The 21,885-nt window shown below is 70.7% G+C and carries 16 protein-coding genes and 3 pseudogenes; 13 read left to right on the forward strand and 6 right to left on the reverse strand.

What is annotated here, in order from left to right; translation table 11 throughout:
- Nucleotides 1-24 precede the first annotated feature (24 nt).
- The 3 genes and pseudogenes from ABZ826_RS11955 to ABZ826_RS11965 all read left to right on the forward strand — a co-directional run.
- Nucleotides 25-1,719: an IclR family transcriptional regulator C-terminal domain-containing protein gene (locus ABZ826_RS11955; RefSeq protein ID WP_361446066.1), complete on the forward strand. Its 1,695-nt coding sequence runs from the start codon at nucleotides 25-27 to the stop codon at nucleotides 1,717-1,719.
- A gap of 277 nt (nucleotides 1,720-1,996) precedes the next feature.
- On the forward strand, nucleotides 1,997-2,401 hold the full coding sequence (locus ABZ826_RS11960; RefSeq protein ID WP_361446068.1) for a DUF4440 domain-containing protein: 405 nt from the start codon (nucleotides 1,997-1,999) through the stop codon (nucleotides 2,399-2,401).
- Nucleotides 2,402-3,071: 670 nt separating this feature from the next.
- A pseudogene (locus ABZ826_RS11965) lies at nucleotides 3,072-3,200 on the forward strand (carboxymuconolactone decarboxylase family protein); the annotation flags it as partial.
- A gap of 57 nt (nucleotides 3,201-3,257) precedes the next feature.
- Here the strand turns inward: ABZ826_RS11965 and ABZ826_RS11970 are convergent.
- From ABZ826_RS11970 to ABZ826_RS11980, 3 genes and pseudogenes are all read right to left on the reverse strand, one after another.
- Complete coding sequence (locus tag ABZ826_RS11970) at nucleotides 3,258-4,613, reverse strand: carboxylesterase family protein (protein ID WP_361446069.1); 1,356 nt, start codon at nucleotides 4,611-4,613, stop codon at nucleotides 3,258-3,260.
- Between the two features lie 218 nt (nucleotides 4,614-4,831).
- A pseudogene (locus ABZ826_RS11975) lies at nucleotides 4,832-5,141 on the reverse strand (FAD-dependent oxidoreductase); the annotation flags it as partial.
- Nucleotides 5,142-5,263: 122 nt separating this feature from the next.
- Nucleotides 5,264-6,166 carry a PaaX family transcriptional regulator C-terminal domain-containing protein gene (locus ABZ826_RS11980; RefSeq protein ID WP_361446071.1) on the reverse strand — a complete coding sequence of 301 codons (903 nt, stop codon included), beginning with the start codon at nucleotides 6,164-6,166 and terminating at the stop codon, nucleotides 5,264-5,266.
- A 157-nt stretch (nucleotides 6,167-6,323) separates the two neighbouring features.
- On the opposite strand from ABZ826_RS11980, the gene ABZ826_RS11985 reads away from it, so the two are divergent.
- The 5 genes and pseudogenes from ABZ826_RS11985 to ABZ826_RS12005 all read left to right on the forward strand — a co-directional run bounded on the left by ABZ826_RS11985 (nucleotide 6,324) and on the right by ABZ826_RS12005 (nucleotide 12,132).
- Nucleotides 6,324-7,226, forward strand: coding sequence for an SDR family NAD(P)-dependent oxidoreductase (locus ABZ826_RS11985; RefSeq protein WP_361446073.1), 903 nt, complete (start codon nucleotides 6,324-6,326; stop codon nucleotides 7,224-7,226).
- Between the two features lie 8 nt (nucleotides 7,227-7,234).
- Nucleotides 7,235-8,128, forward strand: a complete 894-nt coding sequence (locus tag ABZ826_RS11990) for an amidohydrolase family protein (protein WP_361446075.1) — start codon at nucleotides 7,235-7,237, stop codon at nucleotides 8,126-8,128.
- A 3-nt stretch (nucleotides 8,129-8,131) separates the two neighbouring features.
- Nucleotides 8,132-9,666: pseudogene (locus tag ABZ826_RS11995) on the forward strand (long-chain fatty acid--CoA ligase).
- 59 nt (nucleotides 9,667-9,725) lie between these two features.
- The gene (locus tag ABZ826_RS12000) at nucleotides 9,726-10,181 is read left to right on the forward strand and encodes a MaoC family dehydratase (protein ID WP_361446077.1); all 456 of its coding nucleotides are present in this window, start codon (nucleotides 9,726-9,728) and stop codon (nucleotides 10,179-10,181) included.
- Nucleotides 10,182-10,497: 316 nt separating this feature from the next.
- Nucleotides 10,498-12,132: an amidohydrolase gene (locus ABZ826_RS12005; protein WP_361446079.1), complete on the forward strand. Its 1,635-nt coding sequence runs from the start codon at nucleotides 10,498-10,500 to the stop codon at nucleotides 12,130-12,132.
- A 7-nt stretch (nucleotides 12,133-12,139) separates the two neighbouring features.
- Here the strand turns inward: ABZ826_RS12005 and ABZ826_RS12010 are convergent, their stop codons facing one another.
- Nucleotides 12,140-13,186: a LacI family DNA-binding transcriptional regulator gene (locus ABZ826_RS12010; protein WP_361446081.1), complete on the reverse strand. Its 1,047-nt coding sequence runs from the start codon at nucleotides 13,184-13,186 to the stop codon at nucleotides 12,140-12,142.
- A 137-nt stretch (nucleotides 13,187-13,323) separates the two neighbouring features.
- Here ABZ826_RS12010 and ABZ826_RS12015 point away from each other — a divergent pair, with 137 nt between their 5' ends.
- The 5 genes from ABZ826_RS12015 to ABZ826_RS12035 are packed head-to-tail and all read left to right on the forward strand — an operon-like array spanning nucleotide 13,324 to nucleotide 18,584.
- A complete protein-coding gene (locus ABZ826_RS12015) occupies nucleotides 13,324-14,955 on the forward strand; it encodes an ABC transporter substrate-binding protein (protein WP_361446313.1) in 1,632 nt (543 codons plus the stop codon).
- The gene (locus ABZ826_RS12020) at nucleotides 14,952-15,905 is read left to right on the forward strand and encodes an ABC transporter permease (protein ID WP_361446083.1); all 954 of its coding nucleotides are present in this window, start codon (nucleotides 14,952-14,954) and stop codon (nucleotides 15,903-15,905) included. The genes ABZ826_RS12015 and ABZ826_RS12020 overlap by 4 nt, the downstream gene beginning before the upstream one ends.
- Nucleotides 15,902-16,789 (forward strand): ABC transporter permease, encoded by an 888-nt coding sequence (locus ABZ826_RS12025; protein ID WP_361446085.1) that lies wholly within the window; start codon nucleotides 15,902-15,904, stop codon nucleotides 16,787-16,789. Before ABZ826_RS12020 ends, ABZ826_RS12025 begins: the two co-directional genes overlap by 4 nt.
- Before the next feature lie 5 nt (nucleotides 16,790-16,794).
- Nucleotides 16,795-17,775 (forward strand): ABC transporter ATP-binding protein, encoded by a 981-nt coding sequence (locus ABZ826_RS12030; RefSeq protein WP_361446087.1) that lies wholly within the window; start codon nucleotides 16,795-16,797, stop codon nucleotides 17,773-17,775.
- Entirely contained in the window at nucleotides 17,772-18,584 is an 813-nt protein-coding gene (locus tag ABZ826_RS12035) for an ATP-binding cassette domain-containing protein (protein WP_361446089.1), read from the forward strand. Before ABZ826_RS12030 ends, ABZ826_RS12035 begins: the two co-directional genes overlap by 4 nt.
- Nucleotides 18,585-19,244: 660 nt before the next feature.
- Here the strand turns inward: ABZ826_RS12035 and ABZ826_RS12040 are convergent.
- Nucleotides 19,245-20,288, reverse strand: a complete 1,044-nt coding sequence (locus ABZ826_RS12040; RefSeq protein WP_361446091.1) for a hypothetical protein — start codon at nucleotides 20,286-20,288, stop codon at nucleotides 19,245-19,247.
- The gene (locus ABZ826_RS12045; protein WP_361446093.1) at nucleotides 20,285-21,751 is read right to left on the reverse strand and encodes a phenylacetate--CoA ligase family protein; all 1,467 of its coding nucleotides are present in this window, start codon (nucleotides 21,749-21,751) and stop codon (nucleotides 20,285-20,287) included. Before ABZ826_RS12045 ends, ABZ826_RS12040 begins: the two co-directional genes overlap by 4 nt.
- Nucleotides 21,752-21,885 lie beyond the last annotated feature (134 nt).

Raw genomic sequence — 21,885 nt, forward strand, 5'->3', positions numbered from 1 at the left:
CGGAGGCTCGACGAGGAGGACCGCATGCCACATGGCGCGACCGCATCCAGGACGGACGCCGCAACACCCGACGGCGACCCGGTCGGACCGTTGGAGCGCGGTCTGGCCGTGCTGCGCGCCCTGGCCGCCCACCCCGGGCCGCGGATGCGCCCCGGCGATCTGGTCCGCGCCACCGGCCTGGCCCGCTCCACTGTCGACCGCATCGTCAGCACCCTCACCCACCTGGGATATCTGCGCATCGAGGACGACCGCGACGTGCTGCTCGCGCCGCGCCTGATGGAGCTGGGCAATGCCTACCTCGCCTGCTCCGGCCTCCCCGACGCCCTGGAACCGCTCGCCGTCGCGTTGGCCGACGAGTTGGACGAGTCGGTCTCCCTCGCGGTGCCGGACGGCGCCGGGGTGCGCTTCATCAGCCAGTCCACCCGGCGGCGCACCATGGCGCTGGCCTTCCAGATCGGCGACCTGCTGCCCGCCGAACGGTGCGCCCCAGGGGCCCTCTTCGCCGCAGACTGGAGCCCGGAGCAGCAAGCGGCCTGGCGCACCCGGCTGCACGACGACCCCCGCGACATCGGCTTCCCCGCGGTTCCTCCGCGTCCGGCGCCACCGGCCCCCGCCGAAGTGGAGGCCGCCTTCCGGCAACGGGTGGCCGACGCACGGGACGCCGGCCGGGCCGTCGACGACCAGCTGATCGAGCCCGGTCTGGTCGCCGTCGCAGTCCCCGTCCACGCGCCCGACGGCAGCACCGTGTGCGCGCTCAGCGTGGTCAGTCACACCAGCAGGCACAGCGCTCGGTCGCTGGCTGAGCACGCCCTGCCCCGGCTGCGGGAGTACGGGGCGCGGATGGAGGCGGCCCTGGCTTCCCCCGCACCGGCGGCCACGCCGCCCGCATCCGGCGGCCCGGACACCTCACGCGCCGCCAAGGCGGAGCTGGGTCCGGAATTCCTGCAGTCGCTGACCCGAGGGCTGGCCGTGCTCACCGCCCTGGGTTCGGCACCCGGTGGGCTCACCCTCTCCGGCGCTGCGGAGGCCACCGGCCTGGCGCGTGCCACCGCCCGCCGGGCGCTGCTCTCCCTCCAGCAGCTGGGGTACGCGGCCGCGGCCGGTGAGGGGCGTCGCTTCACACTGCTCCCCACGGTGCTGGAACTGGGCTACGCCCGCCTCTCCCGGCTGACCTTCGCGGAGATCACGCAGCCCCATCTGGCCCGGCTGGTGGAGCAGGTGCACGACTCGGCGTCCGTCGCGGTGCTGGCCGACGACGACATCATGTACGTCGCCCGGGTGCACACCGTGCGCATCATGAGCGTCAACATCACGCTCGGCACCCGCTTCCCGGCGTACGCCACCTCCATGGGCCGGGTGCTGCTGGCCGGTCTGCCTGAGCAGGAGGCGGTCGAGCGCCTGGCCCGGGCCTCGGTGCGGCCGCTGACGCCGTTCACCCGGGTCGATGCCGCCGATCTCACCGAGGCCGTGGCGCAGGCTCGGCGGGACGGTCACGCCCTGGTGGACCAGGAGTTGGAGGAGGGCCTGCGCTCGATCGCGGTGCCGGTGCACGACCGAACCGGCCGGGTGGTGGCCGCCGTGAACGTCTCCACCCACGCCAGCCGGGGCACCCTGGACGATGTGCGGCAAGCGGTGCTCCCCGCGCTCACGGCGGCGGCTGCCGCGATCGAGGGGGACCTGGCGGTCGTGACGGAACGGGTCCGGCTCACGATCCCCTGACGGCTCCGGCTCACGATCCCCTTTGTGTCGCTGCGGCCTTGACCACCATTGACGTGGTGGCGCCCATGAAGGGAAGCAGCAGGCCACCGCCCAGTCGTCGTGCGTGGCGGCCTGCTGGAGGTTCGCCGCGGCGGCAGACGCTCTCCCGGGAGCCGGGTTCACCGAGTGCATGGGGGCTACCCCGCCGCTGGGGCAGGGCCAAGTACGTCGGCCTTGCCGACAGGCCGGCAATGGGCGACGATCAGGCGCCAGTTGCTTCACTTGTGGGAGGGGCTCCATGTCCGACGTCAAGGCCGAGCTCGACCAGCTGATGCGCTCCTTCCTCGGTGCGTTCACCAACACCGGCGGAAGTCGGCCGGACGTGAACGCTGTCCGTGAGGTGTTCATTCCACAAGGAATGATTATCAATAACGTCGGGGACGAGCCGGTGATCTACAACCTCGACGCGTTCGTCGAGCCCCGGGAGAAGATCCTCACCGATGGGACGCTGACGGAGTTCTCCGAATGGGAAGTTGCCGAGCGGACCGAGATTTTCGGGGCGATCGCGCACCGATTCAGCGAGTACCGCAAGTCCGGTTCCCTCGATGGCGAGTGGTTCGAGGGATCCGGTCGCAAGACCACCCAGTTCGTCCGGACACCTGTCGGCTGGAGGATGAGCTCAATGGCCTGGGATGACGTATAGGCGGTTCTCCCCTTTTGCGCACCGCACGAGCAGGACGCCATGGCAGTCGCCCGTGGCATAGGAGTTGAGCGGGCTGTCGCGAGTCCGCCCCTGCTCTCCTCGCCGATGAGGGCGGACGGCAGTGCGCAGCCAGATGCTTACGGCCTCGCCCGCGATTGTCAGCGGCGTCGCGGTGTCCGGGACCTCCGCCTCCGGCGTTGTCGTCAGTCGCCGACGCTCCTTCCCCAAGCTCTCAGCTGCGTTCGAGCAGGGGAGGCCCCATCCGACTCCCTCCTCCGCCTTGGATTCGAAGGCCCCGGACGCCGCTCCTTCTCCCACTGCCAATCGTGGGCGAGGCCGTTAGTTTTGTGGACGTATCGGGGTGTACCTGCCAGTACTGCTTGCCGGTGCACCAGGCCGGCCAGGACATCATGGACGCCGCAACGATGCCCTTGGCCGCCCGACCCCTCGTGCTGCTCCTCACCCGACCTCGATCGCACCCAGCGCGCCGTGCCGACCGCCTGCGGGCTCAAGGCGGCCGGCACGGCGCTCAGTGGTCCTGGACGCACGCGACCGGATCCATGCGGTACGGGCCCCACTACCAGCCCGACTCAGCGGAGCGGCAGTCACCTTGGCAGCCTTCGGAGTGTACGGAGGCGGCGCCCCGGGCACCGTCGGACGGTCGGCGCCCGACGAGTTGGCCCTGCATGTCCCCGCCGTTCGGCGCAACGGCCTCACTTCCGACGAGATGGGTGCGGCCCTGCTCCATACGGCGGTCCACTGCGGGGTCCCGGCCGCCGACGCCGCCCACGCCGTGGCCGGGCCGGCCTTGAAGGGGACACGCCGGGCCGTCGACGACGGGGGGCGAAGACCGTGGTCAGGTCTCCGCACCCAGCCAGGTCTCCCGTACGGAGCGGAGCGGGTCGCGCTCCGTGCGGGACTCCGTGTTCCAGATACGGGTCTCGCGCCGCTCGGTGGAGTAGGAGGGCCAGGCCCCGCCGGGGTCGAGGTCGCGGACGAAGGCGACCCAGGCCGTGTGCACGGCGTCGGCGAGCTGCTGCGGGGGCGCCTCCCCCAACGCCTTGCCGACCCCTTCGGCACCCAGAAGGTCGAAGGCGAAGGGGAGGTCGACGCAGTGGTGGGCCAGGCCCTTGAACGCGGGTGCGGTCGCGGTCCAATCGAACTGGTAGAGCCACGTGGGGAGATCGCGGCTCGCCCGGGACTCGGCGAGGGCAAGGACGGGTGCACGGAAGATCTGGTCGGTGAGGGCCTGACCAGCCTCTCCCTCCGCGACTGCGTTGAACTCGTGCGCGGTGCAGCCGATCATCAGCGGGATGTCCTGGCCCGCCGCACCGGCGATGAGTGCGTCCGGTACGGGTTCGGGGATCAGCGTTCCGTCGGCGAAGGGGGCCAGGACCAACATCGGGAGGGCATCGCGATCGGGACCGGGGGCGTTCAGCGCGTCCTGGAGGGCGAGGATCTCCTCCGCCGTCAGGCTCTGGAGCGCCGCGGCCGTGGCGGGCACTCCGGTGCGTGCGGTGAAAAACTCGGAGACGGTCGCCGCAAACTCGGGGCCCTGCGGTCGCATGACCGCGCCCGAAGCCGAGATCGCCGCCCGGAACAGGCCTGCCGCGGCCGGCGTGGCCAGGAGTGTTTGGGCCGCGCCGCCGCCTGCCGACTGGCCTGCGACGGTCACCTTGTCCGGGTCCCCACCGAAGGCGGCGATGTTCTCTCGTACCCACCGCAGGGCAGCGATCCAGTCGAGCACCCCCCGGTTGTCCGGCGAGTCCTCCAGGTGCAGGAAGCCCTCGATGCCGAGCCGGTAGCCCAGTGATACCAGGACCACTCCATCGCGGTTGAAGGCGGTGCCGTCGTACCAGGGGCTGGCCGAGCAGCCCGCGACGAAGCCGCCGCCGTGGATCCACACCAGGACGGGGAGGCCGGTCTGCCCGGCAGCGCGGGCCGGGGTGAACACATTGAGATTCAGGATGGATTCCCCGGGAACGCAGGGCTCGGGGATGGTGGTTGTCTCGGCGAACGGACGGCGCTGCGCGGTGGGTCCGTACACGCGGGCGTCGAGGACCTCGGCCCACGGCTCCGGGGGGACGGGCGCGGCGAAACGGAACGGTCCGATCGGTGGCCGGGCATAGGGAATGCCGAGGAAGCGGACGCCTGTCTCGGTCCGTTCGCCACGCACCGGTCCGTGGCTGGTACGGATGATGTCTTCCGTCATGCGGGTCCTCTCTGATGGTGTCGGTCAGTGGCGGGGCGCCTCGCGCTCGATGGAGTAGTGGGTACCCCGCCAGGGCCTTCGCGTCCTCGGCCATGCGGCCGGCGACGACGGTGCGACGGCGATACACCCCTCGTGGAGCAGCGCCGTGGCATCGGCCCCTTTGGCGGACTCACTTGCGGGCATCGTCGGGCCGCTCCCGGCAGCAGCCGAGTCCGGTGTCAGCTGTCGAGGCCGAGACCGAAGCGGTCCAGGGTCCTGAGACAGAGGTTGCACCGACCGGCGTTCTCGTCCGCGCGGGCGAGGGACCACTGGGTGATGCCGATTCTCAGGGAGCAGTCCGGCTCCGGCGGGAAGGGCAGGGGCTTGCTCCGGAGCGGTGCGCCGGGTGCGGTCGCCCGCGAGCAGGTCGAGCATGACCTCCGCGCCGAAGCGCGTGGCACCGAAGCCGAGTCCGGTGCAGCCGGCGGCGCAAGCGGCCTTCCCGCGGTGACTCGTGTCGAAGAACACGCGGAAGCGGGTGCTGGTGTCGCCCCGGAGCGAGATGAGGAGGTCCATGAGGCGGCTCCTTCGGATGACGGAGGAACGGACCTCCGAAGTACCGCCATCAGACCGTTTGGAGGGCATAACGTCAATGGTGTTGTCATAAGAGATCAGCCGGCCTCGGGCTCGTCGCCCGCGGCCCCCTCGGTCACAGCTTCGCCGGCCAGGTCGATCCGGTCCAGGATCTCGTCCGCGATCCGCGACGCACCGGGCTCGTACCGCCGCGCCAGCTCACGGAAGAGCTCCTCGGCGCGTGCGGCCGGCCAGCCCTCGGGCAGGTGTTCGGCGGGCAGATAGGGGGCATCGCGCACGAGCTCCAGCCAGTCGGTGTGCAGCAGGAGTTGCAGCGCCATGTCGTCCGTAGCACTGCCCGGCGGAACGGAGCCGCCCCACCGATCGATGAAGGACCGGTAGCCGACGGCGATCGCGTCGACGTCGAAGGCGGCGTGCAACAGAGACCCGGCCTCGGTCGGCGGCGCAGCCTCGCCACGGAAGGCCCTGATGTGATCCTCCAGCCCGAGCTCCGCCGCCAGCGGGGCGACGTCGACTCGGCGCGGGGCAACCCACAGGCCGCTCTGCACCGGCCCGAATCCGGCCCACACCAGGCGTGAGCGCAGGTCGTGCCGCTCACGGCGCCTTGACTCCGGCAGCGAGAAGCCGACCAGGGTCCAGGTGCCGTCCCACTCCCGATTGACGACTCCGTCGCGCCAGATCCGCTCCTGCCCGTCGGCCAGGACAGCGGCCGCGCGCTCCGTGAGCGAGAAGTACATCCGGCGTCCTCGCCGATGCCGCTCCAGCAGACCGCGGCCGACCATGCGCGTCAGCGTCGAGCGGACGGCGTCCTCACCCACCCGCACACGGGCGAAGGCGTCGATGACGCACGCCGAGGAGAGCGCGATGTCACGGCCGAGCACGTGAATACCGAAGAAGCTCATCATCAGCGACTGCGGCTTGGCGGGTGCGCCACCCTCGGCGGCGTCCATCGGTTCCTGGGGCGAGTGAGGTCGGGTCACGGGGACAGCGTAGGCGCCGCGCCTCCCCCCGAGGCGGATATTCGGCATTCTATTGACCGCAGTTTGAATTCTGCCTAATTTTGGGGTCTCCGCCGGTCTCCGCAGTGGTCGCCCTTACCGCACCCGCGCACCGGCCTCCCTCACGAATGGAAGCAGCATGGATCTCTCCGGCAAGGTCGCCGTCGTGACCGGCAGCGGCCGCGGTCTGGGCCTGGCCTACGCCCGTTCACTCGCTGCCTCGGGCGCGGCCGTCGTCGTCAACGACGTGGACGCGAAGGCCGCCACCGCGGCCGTGGAACAGATCACCGCCGATGGCGGGCGCGCGGTCGCGGAGGTAGTGCCGGTCGGTTCCACCGGGGCCGCCGATGCTCTGGTGTCCCGGGCTGTCGACAGCTGGGGCCGCCTGGACGCGATCGTCACCAACGCCGGCGTCCTGCGCGACAAGGTGCTGTGGAAGATGTCGGACGACGACTTCGACACGGTCGTCCAGGTGCATCTGCGGGGCACGTTCACCTGCGTCCGGGCCGCTGTCGAACGGATGCGGGAACAGGGCGAAGGCGGGCGTGTGATCGTCGCCGGCTCCCCCGCGGGTCAGCGCGGCAACTTCGGGCAGACCAACTACGCGGCTGCCAAAGCCGGAATCGCCGCCATGGTGCGCACCTGGGCGCTGGAGCTGGCTCGCGCCGGTATCACCGCCAACGCGGTCATACCGGTCGCCGCCACCGCGATGACGAAGACCATCCCGGCTTTCGCCCCGCACGTCGAGGCGCTGGAGCTGGAGGGCACCGCGTTCCCCGACAGCCTGCGCAAGGGCGAGGGATTCGGTACCCCCGAGGACGTGTCCGGCCTCATCGCCTTTCTCGCCTCGGACGCCTCGGCCGGCATCACCGGTCAGTGCATCGGCGTCGGTGGCGACAAGCTCGCTCTCTGGTCGCACCCGCAGGAGGTCACCGTGGCCTACACCGACGGCGGCTGGAGCGCGGACGCCGTCGCGGCGGCCTGGCCGAGCGTCTTCGCCCGGTCCGAGCAGACCTACGGCATCCCGGCGCCCCAGCTGTGACGGGCACCATGGCCGCGAGCGGTTCCCGTGGGCCGGACCCGGCCGAGCTCACCGCCATCGACATGCATGTCCACGCCGAGGTGTCCGCGCGGGGCACGACCTCGCTCTCCGCCGAACTGGACAGCGCCGCCGGCACGTACTTCAAGGCGGAGCACCGCCACCCCACCCTGCCGGAGATCGCCGCGTACTACCGCGAGCGGAGGATGGCCTGTGTGGTCTTCACGGTCGACGCGGAGTCGGCCACCGGCACCGCACCGGTACCGAATGAGGAGATCGCCGAATCGGCCCGGGAGCACCCGGACGTGATCATCCCGTTCGCGGGGGTCGATCCGTACAAGGGCAGGGCAGCCGTGCGCCAGATCCGCCGGCTGGTCGCCGAGTACGGAGTACGGGGTTTCAAGTTCCACCCCAACATCCAGGCGTTCCACCCCAATGACCGCATGGCGTATCCGCTGTACGAGGCCATGGAGGAGGCCGGCGCGATCGCCGTCTTCCACACCGGGCAGACCGGCATCGGCGCAGGGGCGCCCGGGGGCGGCGGCATCCGGCTGAAGTACTCGAATCCGCTGGACGTCGACGACGTCGCCACCGACTTCCCCGGGATGCGGATCATCCTCGCCCATCCGTCCTTCCCCTGGCAGGACGAGGCTCTCGCCGTGGCCACGCACAAGCCGGAGGTGTACATCGATCTGTCGGGCTGGTCGCCGAAGTACTTCCCGCCACAGCTCGTGCGGTACGCCAACAGCCTGCTGCGGGACAAGGTGCTGTTCGGGTCCGACTACCCGCTGCTCGCCCCCGACCGCTGGCTCGCCGACTTCGCGAAGCTGCCGGTCAAGGACGAGGTGCGTCCGAAGATCCTCAAGGAGAACGCGGCCCGGCTGCTCGGTCTGACGGAGGAGTGAGCCATGCGCAACCAGGGGATCGGTTCCTGGACCGCCCGGCGCAATCGCAAGACGCCGCGCCGCCCCGCCCTCCTCCACGAGGGTCGCGGCCTCACCTACGGGGAGTTGCACGACCGCTGCACACGGCTGGCCCATGCCCTGCGTGACGCGGGGGTCGAGCGCGGGGACCGGGTGGCCTTCCTCGGCCCGAACCAACCGGCCTTCCTGGAAACCCTTTTCGCAGCGGGGCAACTCGGGGCGGTCTTCGTACCGCTGAACTCCCGTCTCACCGTGCCCGAATCACCGTGCCCGAACTGGCGCACCAGATCACCGACTCCGGCAGCCGCGTCCTGGTCCACGCCCACCGGCCGGCCGCCGACCTGGTGGAGCTCGCGGACCGGGCCCGTCTCGCGACGCTGATCGCTGTGACGGCCGGTCCGGGACTCGCCTACGAGGAGACGATCGCCGCCGCCTCGGCGGAGGAGATCGATGAGGAGGTGGGGCACGAGGAGCCCTGCCTGATCATGTACAGCTCGGGCACCACAGGCAGGGCGAAGGGCGCCGTCCTGACCCATGGCAACATCATCTGGAACAGCGTCAACGTGCTCGTCGACACGGAACTGTCCGGCGGCGAGGTCGCGCTCGTCAGCGCGCCCCTCTTCCACACGGCGGCCCTCAATATGACCGCCTTGCCCACCCTGCTCAAGGGCGGCACGGTCCTGCTGGAGTCCTCCTTCGATCCGGTCCGCACGCTCGAACTGGTGGAACAGCACCGTGTCAGCTGTCTGTTCGGGGTTCCGACCATGTACGACGCGATGGCCTCGGCGCCGGGCTGGGACACCGCTGACCTGTCGAGCCTGCGCACTCTCCTCTGCGGCGGGGCACCCGTCCCCGTTCGCACCGCACGCGCCTATCTGGAGCGCGGACTGGCATTCGTCCAGGGGTACGGGATGACAGAGACCTCGCCCGGGGCGCTCGTCCTGGACCGCGCCGACTCCCTCGACCGCGTCGGCTCGGCCGGGGTACCGCACTTCTTCACGGACGTCCGTGTCCGGAACGCGGCAGGCGAGGACATGGCACCGGGCGAGAAGGGCGAGGTCGTCGTCTCGGGCCCGAACGTCACGCCCGGCTACTGGAATCTTCCGGAGGAGAGCCGCGCGGCCTTCACCGAGGACGGCTGGTTCCGTTCCGGCGATGTGGCGCTGGTCGACGAATTCGGCTATGTGCATCTGGTCGACCGCCTCAAGGACGTGATCATCTCGGGTGGGGAGAACATCTACCCCGCCGAGGCCGAGGACGCGCTCCTCGAACATCCGGACGTCATCGAATGCGCAGTCTTCGGCGTGCCCGACTCCAGGTGGGGCGAGGTCGGCCGGGCCGTGGCCGTCCTCTCTCCGGGCTCCACCACGACGGAGGCTGAACTCCTCGCCCATCTGAACGGCCGGCTGGCCCGCTACAAGATTCCCCGGACCTTTCGCCTCCTGCGCGGCACGATGCTGCCGCGCAACGCCACCGGAAAGCTGCTCAAGGGCGTCATCCGGTCCGAATTCGGCGACTGACCACCCCTCACCGATCGCCCTTCATCGACAGAATCCCTCTCAGCACCCGGGAGTACCCCATGCCCCTCACCGTCAACGGAATCGACGAGATCAAGGCCCAGGCCGGAGCCGATCTCGGCCACAGCGGCTGGCTGGAGATCCTCCAGCCGCGCGTGGACACCTTCGCCGACGCCACCGGCGACCACCAGTGGATCCACACCGATGTCGAGCGCGCCCAGGCCGGTCCCTTCGGCGGGACCATCGCCCACGGTTACCTCACCCTCTCCCTCCTGATCCCCCTGTGGAGCGAACTGCTGCGGGTCGAGGGCGCCTCGATGGCCGTCAACTACGGTCTGAACAAGGTCCGTTTCCCCTCTCCCGTGCGGGTCGGCGCGAAGGTCCGCGCCCATGGCCGGGTCGTGTCCGCGGAAGAGATCAAGGGCGGGGTCGAGGTCGTCGTCGACCTGACCGTGGAGATCGACGGCTCGGAGAAGCCCGCCTGCGTCGCCCAGGCGGTGTACAGGTTCTACGCCTGAGTCGCGCGACGAGCCCGCGGGGCGGCGCCCGCCGAAGCCCCCTCGGGCTCGCTCGCCCTCTCGCCGTCGCTCCCCGCCGGCCGTGCCGCCGCATACAGCATGAGCTCAGGGGCGAAGGTGCGCCGCGCGACCGCTCACAGGACCGTCCCTGACGATCAGCCACTCCGACAGCACGGCGCCCCGCGGCCGCCTGCGCCCAGCCACTCCTCAAAAACCCCTCACCGGACGCCTCTTACGACAACAGCATTGACATGCAAATGGATACCTCGGTTGCATGACCGTTCGACACACCCTCCCTCCCGCCTCGGAGCACCTCATGGCCACACCCGATCTGATCTTCACCCGCGGCCCCATCCACACCGGCGATCCCGCGCGCACTCGGGCAAGCAGCCTGGCCGTCACAGGGGACCGCATCACCGCCGTCGGCCATGACGAGGTGCGCGAACTGATCGGCCCGAACACCGAAGTCATCGATCTCCAGGGCAAGTTGCTGCTCCCCGGTTTCCAGGACGCCCACATCCACGCGGTGTCCGGCGGAATGGAACTGGCCGAGTGCGATCTGACCGGCACGGTGGGCGTCGAGGACTACCTCACCCGCATACGCTCCTACGCCGACGCGCACCCGGACCGCTCGTGGATCACCGGCGGCGGCTGGTCCTTGGAGAGCTTCGACGGCGGACTGCCCACCCGGCAGCTCCTCGACTCGGTGATCCCCGACCGCCCGGTCCTTCTGGCCAACCGCGACCACCACGGCGCCTGGGCCAACACCCGGGCGCTCGAACTGGCCGGTCTCACCCGGGAATCCGCCGACCCCCTCGACGGCCGGATCGAGCGCGAGCCGGACGGCACCCCGAGCGGAATGCTGCAGGAGGGCGCCACCGCGCTGGTCTCCCGGATCGTGCCGCCGAGCACACCGGCGGACCGCCTCGCCGGTCTGCTGCGGGCCCAGAAGCTGCTGCATTCCCTCGGTATCACCGGCTGGCAGGACGCCCTGCTGGGCGTGTTCGGCGGCAATCCGGACCCGTCCGACGCCTATCTGGCGGCCGCCCGTGAAGGCACGCTCACCGCCCGGGTGACCGGGGCCCTGTGGTGGGACCGCGAGCGGGGGGCCGAGCAGATCCCCGAGCTGCTGTCCCGGCGAGAGCAGTTGAACCACGGACGGTTCCGGGCCCGTGCGGTGAAGATCATGCAGGACGGCATCGCCGAGAACTTCACGGCGGCCATGACCAGCCCCTACCTCGACGGCTGCGGCTGCGCCACCGCCAACTCGGGTCTGAGCTTCGTCGACCCCGCCGCCCTGCGTTCGTACGTCACCGAGCTCGACGCCCACGACTTCCAGGTCCACTTCCACGCCCTCGGCGACCGGGGGGTGCGCGAGGCCCTGGACGCGGTCGAGGCAGCCGTCGAGGCCCACGGGCGGCGTGGCAACCGCCACCATCTCGCCCACCTCCAGGTGGTCCACCCCGACGATCTGGATCGCTTCGCACGGCTCGGCGCCATCGCCAACATCCAGCCGCTCTGGGCCGCACACGAACCCCAGATGGACGAGCTGACGATCCCCTTCCTCGGACCCGAACGGGCCTCCTGGCAGTACCCGTTCGGCTCCCTGCTGCGCGCTGGAGCCACCCTGGCCGCGGGCAGCGACTGGCCCGTCAGCAGCCCCGATCCGATCGCCGGAATCCATGTCGCGGTGAACCGGATGGAGCCCGAGGCCACCGACGGGCGGGTCTTCCTTCCGGAGCAGCGCCTCGACCTCGCCACCGCGGTCGCCGCCTACACCGCCGGCTCGGCACATGTGAACGGGCACGACGACACCGGCAGTCTGTTCCCAGGTCACCTGGCCGATCTGGTGGTGCTGGACCGGGACATCTTCACGCTGCCCCCGGAGGAGATCGCCGAGGCCCAGGTCCTGCGCACCTACGTCGGCGGCACACTGGTGCACTCCGCCTGAGGAGGGCTCAGGACGGCCGCCGCGAGGACTCCCGGACCAGCAGGCGCGTCGGCACGAGCACGCCCGAGGGCCCTTCGTCGCCGTTCTCCAGGGCGGCGACGAGGAGTTCCATCCCGGCCTCGGCGACCTTCCGGGGCTGAAGGCTCAGCGTCGAGATCGGAGGTTCGGTGTGCTCGGCCGTATCGTCCTCACTCACGCACACCACGAGAAGGTCGCCGGGTACGTCGTAGCCGTGGCGGCGTGCCGCCTCCAGGACGAGCGGCGGGCTCAGCTCCGCCACCACGAAGAGGGCGTCGGGCCGCTCGGCAGCGGTCAGCGCGCTGTCCACGGCCCGGACCACCGGGCCGTTGCCGGCGTCGGCGGCGAAGGTCACCCGGGCCGTGTGGCCGCGTGCGGCACACCAGCCCCGGTAGGCGGCCAGAACTCCCCGGTGGAAGCGGGTGGTGCTGTCGGGCAGCACGAGCGCCGTCCGCCGTGCGCCCTGCGATCCCAGATGCTCCAGGGTTCCGCGGACCGCCTCCTCGGCATCGACGTCCACCCAGTGCGCTCCAGGTCTGCCGTCCACCGATCCGTCGCTGAAGACGGGGATACGGGCGGCAATCAGATCCTCCACCACCCCGTCGTCAACCGGATCGGCAACTATCACCGCTTCGAGCGGCAGGTCGACCCACTCGCTGTGCAGCGATCCCGCGGGCAGCATCACCAGGGCGTATCCGCGTTTGAGCGCCGAGGCCGCCGTGGCGCTGGTCAGCTGGGCGAAGTACGGCGAATCCAGATACGTCCACGGGGTCCCTGCGAACTCCCCCACGACATAACCGATCAGCCGGGCCCGCCCCGCACGCAGCTGCCGGGCGGTGGCGTTGGGCCGGTATCCCATCCTGCGCGCGGTCTCCCTGGCCTTCTCCCGCACGGTCGGCGAGAGCCGTCCCGTGCCGTTGAGAGCCGCCGAGACGGTGGTCTTGGAGAGGCCCGCCTCGCGGGCGACATCGACGAGACGGACGCGGGGCGGGGCGGTCCGCGGAGTGTGGCCACCACGTCGGGGAGCTGAGGTCATGCACTGATGCTGCCACCCTCGTGACCTCAGCAAAACCGTTCCCGCAAAGTCTTGCGCGGGAACGTTCCCGCACCAATACTCGCTCCATCCCCCCAGAGCCCGTCACTACACCCGTAAAGGGGTGGGTCTCCTTGCGCATGTCCAGAGCCACCGCGCTGCTCGTCTGTTCCGCCGTCACCACGGCCGCCACCGCCGGCTGTTCCGGAGCGACCGGGTCCCGGCCCGGCGGCGGCGCCCCCGCCTACACCGTCACCCCGAACTCCCCGACGGCGAAGGGCTCCCTCGACTCCTTCACCTGGTCGCTGTACGCCGAGCCCTACACGCTCGACTACGCCCTCGCCTACGACTACCCGCCGAACACCGTGCTCGCCAACGTGTGCGAGCAACTTCTGCGGGTCACCCCCGACATGAAGATCGAACCCGGGCTGGCCGTGAAGTACACGAACCCGGACCCGAAAACCTGGGTGTACACCCTTCGACCGGATGTGAAGTTCCACGACGGATCGACCATGACGGCGGACGACGTGGTCGCCTCCCTCACACGCCACATGGATCCGGCCACCGGTTCTCCGTGGGGCTCGTCCTTCAAGAACGTCGCCTCCATCAAGAAGAGCGGCCCGCTGGAGGTGACGATCCGGCTCAACAAGCCCGACGTGCTCCTCAACGAACTCATGGCGGCCTCCCCCGGCACCGTCGAGAGCGCCGCCTTCCTGGCCCAGGCCGGCAAGGACTACGGCGGCCCCAAGGGCAAGGTCAACTGCACCGGCCCCTACGCGCTCGACAGCTGGGCCCAGGGCGACAGCCTCACCCTGAAGAAGAACACCGCTTACTGGGACCGGTCGCTGACCCCCAAGGCCGACACCGTGACATTCACCTTCATCGAGGACCCGTCCGCCCGCACCAACGCCTTCCTGTCCGGCACGGCCGACGGCGGCTACATGGTGCCCTCCTCCTCTCTCACCCAGCTGCGCACCAACTCGAAGGGCACGCTGTACTTCGGCCCCAACACGGCGGCCGCCGATCTCGCCGTGCTCGATTTCAAGGGCCCGCTCGGGGACCTCAAGGTCCGCCAGGCCCTCTCCATGGCCCTCGACCGCAAGAGCATCATCAAGGCAGCCGCCGGCGGCATCGGCATTCCCGCGAAGGCACCCGCCGCGCGCGGCGCGTGGGCGCTGGCGTCCGAGAAGGCCGACGACTACTTCAAGGCGCTGCCCGAGCCCGATTTCGACGTGGCCGGCGCGAAGAAGCTGATCGCCGAGGCCGGTGCCACGGGGCGCAAGGTCACCCTCGTCACCAGCTCGCTCGCCCCGGAGATCAGCGTCGTGGCCAACGCCGTCCAGGCGGCCGGCAAGCAGATCGGCCTCGACGTCGAACTGAAGGCCGTCGCCCCGGAGGCCTACAGCAGCATCTTCGTCGACCCCGGCGCCCGTAAGGGACTGGACCTCGTCATCACCAACGGGTACGACAACACGCCCGACCCGCTGGAGTTCTACCAGTACCTGCGCACAGGTGACTTCGGCAACTACGGCAACTGGTCCGACGCCGAGTTCGACGCCGCCTTCGACAAGGCGAACGCGGAGCCCGATGCGGCGCGCCGCGCGGAACTGACCGCCGAACTCCAGCGCATCGCCGTGCGCGAGCTCCCGATCATCCCGCTCTACGAAGCCCCTTACTCGGTCTTCCTCGGCAGCCGGGTGACGGGCGCCCCGACCGGTATCGCCCAGCTGTACTACCCGTGGGCCGCGACGATCGGGGCCGCGCAGCAATGACGCGCTATCTGATGAGCCGCCTCCTCGGCCTGACGGCGGTGCTGCTCGTCACCTCCTTCATCGTCTTCGGCACCGTGCATCTCGCGCCGGGCGACCCGGTGACCTTCCTGCTCCACGGCCGCCCCGCGACCCCGGACGCGGTCGCGGCGCTGCGCGCGCAGTACCACTTGGACGACCCGCTGCCGGTCCAGTACGCGAAGTGGCTCGGCGGTGTCCTGCACGGCGATTTCGGCCGCTCCACCCAGTTCCACCAGGATGTCGGCTCCCTCATCGCTTCCCGTCTGCCCGGCACCGCGCTGCTCGTCGGCTACGCGGCATTGCTGGTCGGCATCCTCGGCGTGACGGGCGGCATCCTGGCTGCCCTGCGCCCCGGGGCCGTGGACCGCGCAGTGCTCCTCGGCACCGGCGTCGCCACGGCCACTCCCTCGTTCGTCAGCGCCATCGCGCTCGTCTCGCTCTTCTCCGTCCAACTGGGCTGGTTTCCCGGGCCCGGTGGCACCCCCGAGGGCCTCGGCGACCGCCTCTACCATCTGACGCTGCCCGCCTTCGCCCTGGCGATCACGTTCGCCGGACTGCTGGCCCGGGTCACCCGGTCGGCGATGCTCGACGAACTCGGGCGCGAACACGTCGAGGTGGCGCGCGCCCGCGGTGTCGCGAGAGGCGCCGTGGTCCGTCGGCATGTGCTGCGCAACGCACTGGGCCCCATCGTCACCGTCGGCGGCACCATGCTCGCCGGCCTGCTGATCAGCACCTCGATCGTCGAAACCGCCTTCAACGTGTCCGGTATCGGCTCCCTGCTGGTGCAGGCGGTGACAGCCAAGGACTTCGCCGTCGTTCAGGCGATCACCCTGCTCAGCGTGGCGGCATTCGTCGTCGTCAACCTGATCGTCGACCTGCTCGTACCGGTTGTCGATCCCCGGCTGTCGCTCTACGGGGAGGCTTCCCGATGACCACCACCGTCTCCACCGCGTCCCCCTCCCCCGGTGCGCTGCGCCGCCGCCGGGGCCTGCGCGGACTGCGGGTTCTCGGCCAGGGCCCACTGTTCACGGCAGGCGTCGCCGTACTCGCGGTGCTCGTCCTGATCGCCGTCCTTGCCCCCGTGATCGCACCGTACGACCCCGACGCGCTCGACCTGTCGGCGAGCCTGACGGGCACCAGCGGTGACCATCTCCTCGGTACCGACCAGTCGGGGCGGGACATCCTGTCGAGACTCATCCACGGCGCGCGGACGGGCCTGCTCGGGCCGCTCCTCGTGGTCGGCGTCTCGACCCTCCTCGGCACGCTCGTCGGCATGGTCGCCGCCTGGCGCGGTGGCTGGGCGGATGCCCTGCTGTCCCGGTCGATGGACCTGGCCTTCGCGATCCCCGGACTGCTGCTGGCCATCCTGCTGGTAGCTGTCCTCGGCTCGGGCATGGCCGCGCCCGTGATCGCCATGGCGGTGGCCTACACGCCGTACGTCGGACGCCTGGTCCGAGGTATCGCCCGCCAGGAGAAGGCTCGCGCCTACATCGAGTCGTACCGCGTGCAGGGCTGGTCGGGCTGGACGATCTGCCTGCGTCATCTGCTGCCGAACATCGCACCGACAGTCTTCGCGCAGTCCGCGATGAACTTCGGCTACGTACTGATGGATCTCGCCGCGCTGTCCTTCCTCGGGTTCGGGGTGCAGCCGCCCAAAGCCGACTGGGGAGCCATGATCAACGAAGGCCAGTCGGCGATCCAGCAGGGGGCGATGCTGCCCGCGCTCGCGCCGTCCGCGTGCATCGTCCTCGCCGTGGTCGCCTTCGGCATCGTCGGCGAGGGGCTCGCCGACCGAATCGCGAAGCGGGAGCGGTGAGTGCCATGACCGAATATGAAACCCCCGCGCTGGAAATCGACGGGCTCGGCGTCCGCCTGCCCGGCGAGCAGGCGGCCCGGCCCATCCTCGACGGCGTCACACTGCGGGTCGGGGCCGGCGAGACCGTCGGCCTGGTCGGCGAGTCCGGCTCGGGCAAGTCGGTCGCGTGCCGCAGCGTGCTCGGGCTGCTGCCGCCTCGGGCGCGAACGAGTGGTGAGGTGCGGGTCGCGGGCCGCGACGTCCTGACCATGAACCGTGCCGAACTGGCCGGGCTGCGCGCCGGACAGGTCGCGATGATCTTCCAGGACCCGCGCGCGTCCGTGAACCCGCTGCGCCGCGTGGGCGACTTCCTCACCGAGGGACTGCGCGGCGCGGGCACCCCCGCCGCCGCGGCCGACGACCGGGCCGAGGAACTCCTCGACGCGGTGGGCATCCGCGATCCGCGGGGCGCGCTGCGCCGCTACCCGCACCAGTTCTCCGGCGGGATGCTCCAGCGCGTGGTCATTGCGGCCGCCCTCGCGGGCGAGCCCGCGCTGCTGGTCGCCGACGAGCCGACCACGGCCCTCGACGTCACCACCCAGGCAGAGATCATCGCGATCCTCACGCGCCTGCAGGCCGCACGTGGCACCGGAATGCTGTTCGTCACCCACGACCTCGAACTGGCCTCGGCGATCTGCGACCGCGTGTATGTCATGTACGCGGGCCGGATCGTCGAAACCAGCAGCACCGACGCGCTGTTCGACCGTCCACGCCACCCGTACACGGCGGGGCTCCTCGCCTGCACGCCCCGTATCGAGGCCGGAGCCGCCGCCCCACGCCCCATCCCGGGCCGGCCCGTCTCCCTCGCCGAGGCCCCACCAGGGTGCGCCTTCGCGGCGCGCTGCGCCCATGCGCAGCCGCGCTGTTCCGAGGAGACACCCGAACTTGCGCACCACGGCGACGGACTCGCCGCGTGCCACCGCGCCGACGAAGGGATCACACTGTGACCGCGGCGACCGAGGAACTCGTCGTTCAGAGGCTGTGCAAGCGGTACGGAGACCACACGGCGGTGGAGGACGTGTCCTTCACCCTGTCGCCGGGCTCCTCTCTCGGCATCGTCGGCGAATCCGGCAGCGGCAAGACCACGACGGTTCGGATGCTCGTCGGCCTGGAGCGCCCCGACAGCGGCACCATCCGCATCGGCGGACGTGACCGCTCGGCGCCCGCCCGGGGCAGAGCCGAGCGGCTCGCCCGCGCACGCGAGATCCAAATGGTCTTCCAGGATCCGTACCTGTCCCTCGATCCCCGGGTGACCGTGGGCCGGTGCGTCGAGGAGGTCCTGCGTCTCCACTTCCCGATGGAGACGACGGCCCGGCGGGAACGCGTCGCCGAGCTTCTCGACCAGGTCGGGCTCGGGGAACGGGAGGCGTCCGCCCTGCCCGGCAAGCTGTCCGGCGGCCAGCGCCAGCGTGTGGCGATCGCCCGCGCGCTGGCCGCCGAACCGCGCGTCCTCGTCCTCGACGAGGCCGTGGCAGCCTTGGACGTGTCCATTCAGGCGCAGGTCCTCGAACTCCTGGACACCATCCGGCGCGAGGTCGGCATCGGCTTCCTCTTCGTCACTCATGACCTCGCCGTCGTCCGGCACATCACCGACGAGGTGATGGTCCTCAAGGAGGGACAGGTGGTGGAGGCGGGCCCTACGGCCGAGATCCTGGAGGCGCCTCATCACCCCTACACACGCCTGCTGCTCAGTTCCGTCCCCCGACGCGGCTGGAACCCCGCCGACGCCGCGGCCGCCCGCCGCGCCCTCGGCTGACCCATCCGGCGGACGTCCGCACCGTCTGGTTCGACCGTGGAGACAACCGGCCTGCCGGGGAGCCGGGCGGCGAGTTCGCCCTGGGCAACTTCAAGGGCCAGTGCCGCACCGATGAGTATCTGGCGGGTGTCGCCTTCACCGACCCCTGGGCCAAGGGGAAGACCCCGGACGCCCTTCTGTGCCGCACGGCTTGAGGGCTGACGCCCTCGGTCGGGAAGTACCGACGGCGCTCTCCGAGGGGTGCGCCGTGCTGAGAGCCTGTCGGGCGGCCTTCGATCGGGCAGCGGACGCGGTCTGGTGCGTGCGATTCCAAGGCGTCGGGATGTCCTCGGACGGGGTCTCCCCTGCTCGAACGAAGCTGAGAGCTCGGGGATGGAGCTACCAGGGCATTTCGGCAACGCGGGAGGGGGTCCCCCTGGCCCTCAAGGCCTTGGGGGAGTGCGTGCCAGGGCGTGGCCGCCCGATCAGAGGCAGCCCGACAGGCTCTCAGCCCTGCGCTTCCGCATACGGACCGAGCAGGCCGTGGGTGGGCGATGCAGCACACCTTCCGCTCCATGCGCGGCTTCCTGCGCGACACCGTGGCAGACCGGCCGGATTGGGCGCAGCCGCCTCGTCCGGCCGGAGGTGCCCACGCGGCGTACGCCCTTGTGCGGGCCCTCTTCAGACCTGGCGCACCACGGGCACGGAGCCGTATCCGCGGAGACCGGCGTCCTTGCGGGCCTGACCCGGCGATGTCCCCGAGCCCACCACCCGACCGTCGAGGACGGCCAGCCAGTCCCCCTCGGACGGCTGAGTACACAACTCCTCCGCTCCGGCCGGTTCGAGTGCCTGGAGAAGTTCGGGGTCGGGTTCCGTTGACACGGCGGCCGATGTCGGCCGAGGTATTCCGGCCCGCCACTCGGCGACGGTCCGCTCGCCGCCCTTGGCCCGCGCCCAGAACAGGTGTTGCAGCACGATCAACGGCCCCAGCGCCGCCAGCAGCGGGAATGCCCCGGTCAGCGTTCCCAGTCCGAACAGCAGACTGACGGCTCCGGACACCGCCAGCCCGACCCCGGCCGCGACCAGTCCGGCGACCCGCCCGAACGCCTTGACCGCCGTAAGCGGGAAGAGCACCAGGAGCAGCAGGTCACCCAATCCCAGGGCCACCGGTGGATCTCCCCGTGTCACAGCGAGCAGCGGGGCGAAGGGCAGCCCCATGACCTGTTCGGCGAACCGGTCCATGACCGAGGTGAGGCCGGTGGCCACCAGGTCGTAGCAGGCGAGTGCGCCCGCGAACCACGCCACGTGGGCGGACCGCATACCGCTCTGCACCCACATGTTGGCCACCCCCACCACGGCCACCGCGAGGAGTACGTCGGTGAGCACCATCACGGCGAGCGGCCGACCCGCGAACGCGAGTCCTGCGGTGGCCGCGACCGAGGCCGACGCGACCGCCCAGGCCCGGCCCCCTCCGGTCAGCGGTGAGAGGGTGAGCTGCAGTGCCGCGCAGAAGACCAGGCCGAAGACGGTCGCCACCGCGGCCCGGGGCAGCACCAGATAGAGCAGCGGAGCAACCACCACCACGGCGTACATCACAGCGACATCGGGCAGTTCGTACCTGCCGACCGGCGGGCGGGGCATCCGCACCCGGCCGAAGTAGGCGGCGCCCGCAGCTGTCACCGCCAGGACGCAGCAGTTGAGGCCCACCAGGGCGGCGGCGTTCACGCCGGGCTCGCGACGCGCACAGCGACCGGACGCGCCGACTCGAAGGTGTGCTCCCGCAGGTCGGCACGGACCGGCCCGGTCGGCGCAAGCCCGGCTGGATCGTCGTGGAGCACGATCGCGGCCAGCGCCAGGCCGGCCGCGGTGGCCCGGTCCTCCAGCCTGCCGAGCAGGGCGGCGCCGGGCAGTCGGCGGACCAGGACATGGAGCAACGGACCCTGCCGGCCTTCCTCCAGGACGTAGCGGGCCGGCAGCGGGATGTCCGGCTCCGCTTCGAGCAGGTCCAGCACCGAACGGGTGGGCACCGAGCGGCTCAGCGGCCCCGACCAGCGGCCGAGGACGGGCGAGGTCGCGGGCAGGTGCGCCAGTTCGCACTCCGGCTCGGCCTCGGGCCGTCGGACCAGGTCACCGGTGGCGTACCGCAACAGCAGGGTGCAGTCCCGGTAGGGGACGTAAGGTGTCTGGACGATGGCGCCGACGTCACCCGGCGGCGTCGGTTCATGCGTGACGGGGTCGAGTATTTCCAGGTACCCGAACTCGGTGGTGTGGTGCAGATGTCCCTCGGTGCAGGACGTGCCGCCGGAGGGCAGTGTCTCGGTCATCATGTAACTGGTGGAGATCCGAGCCCCCATGGCGGCCGCAGCCCGCTCCCTCAGGGGTTCGGAGAGCACTTCCCCGCCGACACCGATGAACTCCAGGCCGAAGTCCGAAGGCCGCCAGCCGCTCCGCTCCACCTCCTCGACCAGGGCGGACAGGTACGACGCAGAGATCGTCAGGTGGGTGATCTGCGGGGCCTTGCCCCGCAGTCCGAGCGGGGCGGCGAGCCGGTCCAGCGCCACCGCCGGGTCCACGGTGCCGATCTGGACGAATGAGGCGCCGATCCGGGTCACCGACTCCTCCACGTTGAGCAGCGGCAGCGTCGCCCGGGAGCAGCCCGCGTACGCCATGGTGTGCCGGGGCCGCAGACCCAGGCCGAGCACGGCCGAGAGGGTGCTCATGGCGACTGCTGTCTCCACCTCCGCCCGCGAGTACCAGACGGTGGTGGGAGTACCACTGGTCCCCGTGGTGAGCGCCATGAGCGCGGGGACGGACGCGGCGGAGACGAAAGCGGCCGGCAGGCCACGCAGCGCCGACTTGGACGTCACCGGGACCTGGTCCCAGGTCTCCGGAGTGAGTGTGACCGGGTCCAGGCCCAGGCTGTCGAAAACCCGGCGGTAGTAGGGCGTGTGCCGTGCGGCGGCCCGTGCGGTGGCCCGCAGGCTGCGCTCGGTGACGGTGCGCCGTACGGCGGGGTCGATGGCCCCGGCCTGTCCCGGCAGCAGCGCGGAGTCCGCTCCGGGATCGCCGAACTCGGCCAGGGTCGTGACCAGGTCACGGGCGATGCGTTCGAGGTCCTGTGGGCGGATCCGCCGATTGCGCAGGATCGCCAGGCCGTACCGGAGTTGACTGAGTGCGGTGCCGAACACAATGGCCTCCTGATGCCTGGACCGGGGACAGAGTTCCCGGTCCAGGCCGGGGCCGATCGTCAGACCATGCTGGCGAACATCGCCGCGGTGAGCGTGCTGAAGGCGTACTTGATGTAGTGCTTGACCATGTTGGA

The sequence above is a fragment of the Streptomyces sp. NPDC047515 genome (assembly GCF_040643055.1).
In the GTDB taxonomy this organism is placed as follows: domain Bacteria; phylum Actinomycetota; class Actinomycetes; order Streptomycetales; family Streptomycetaceae; genus Streptomyces.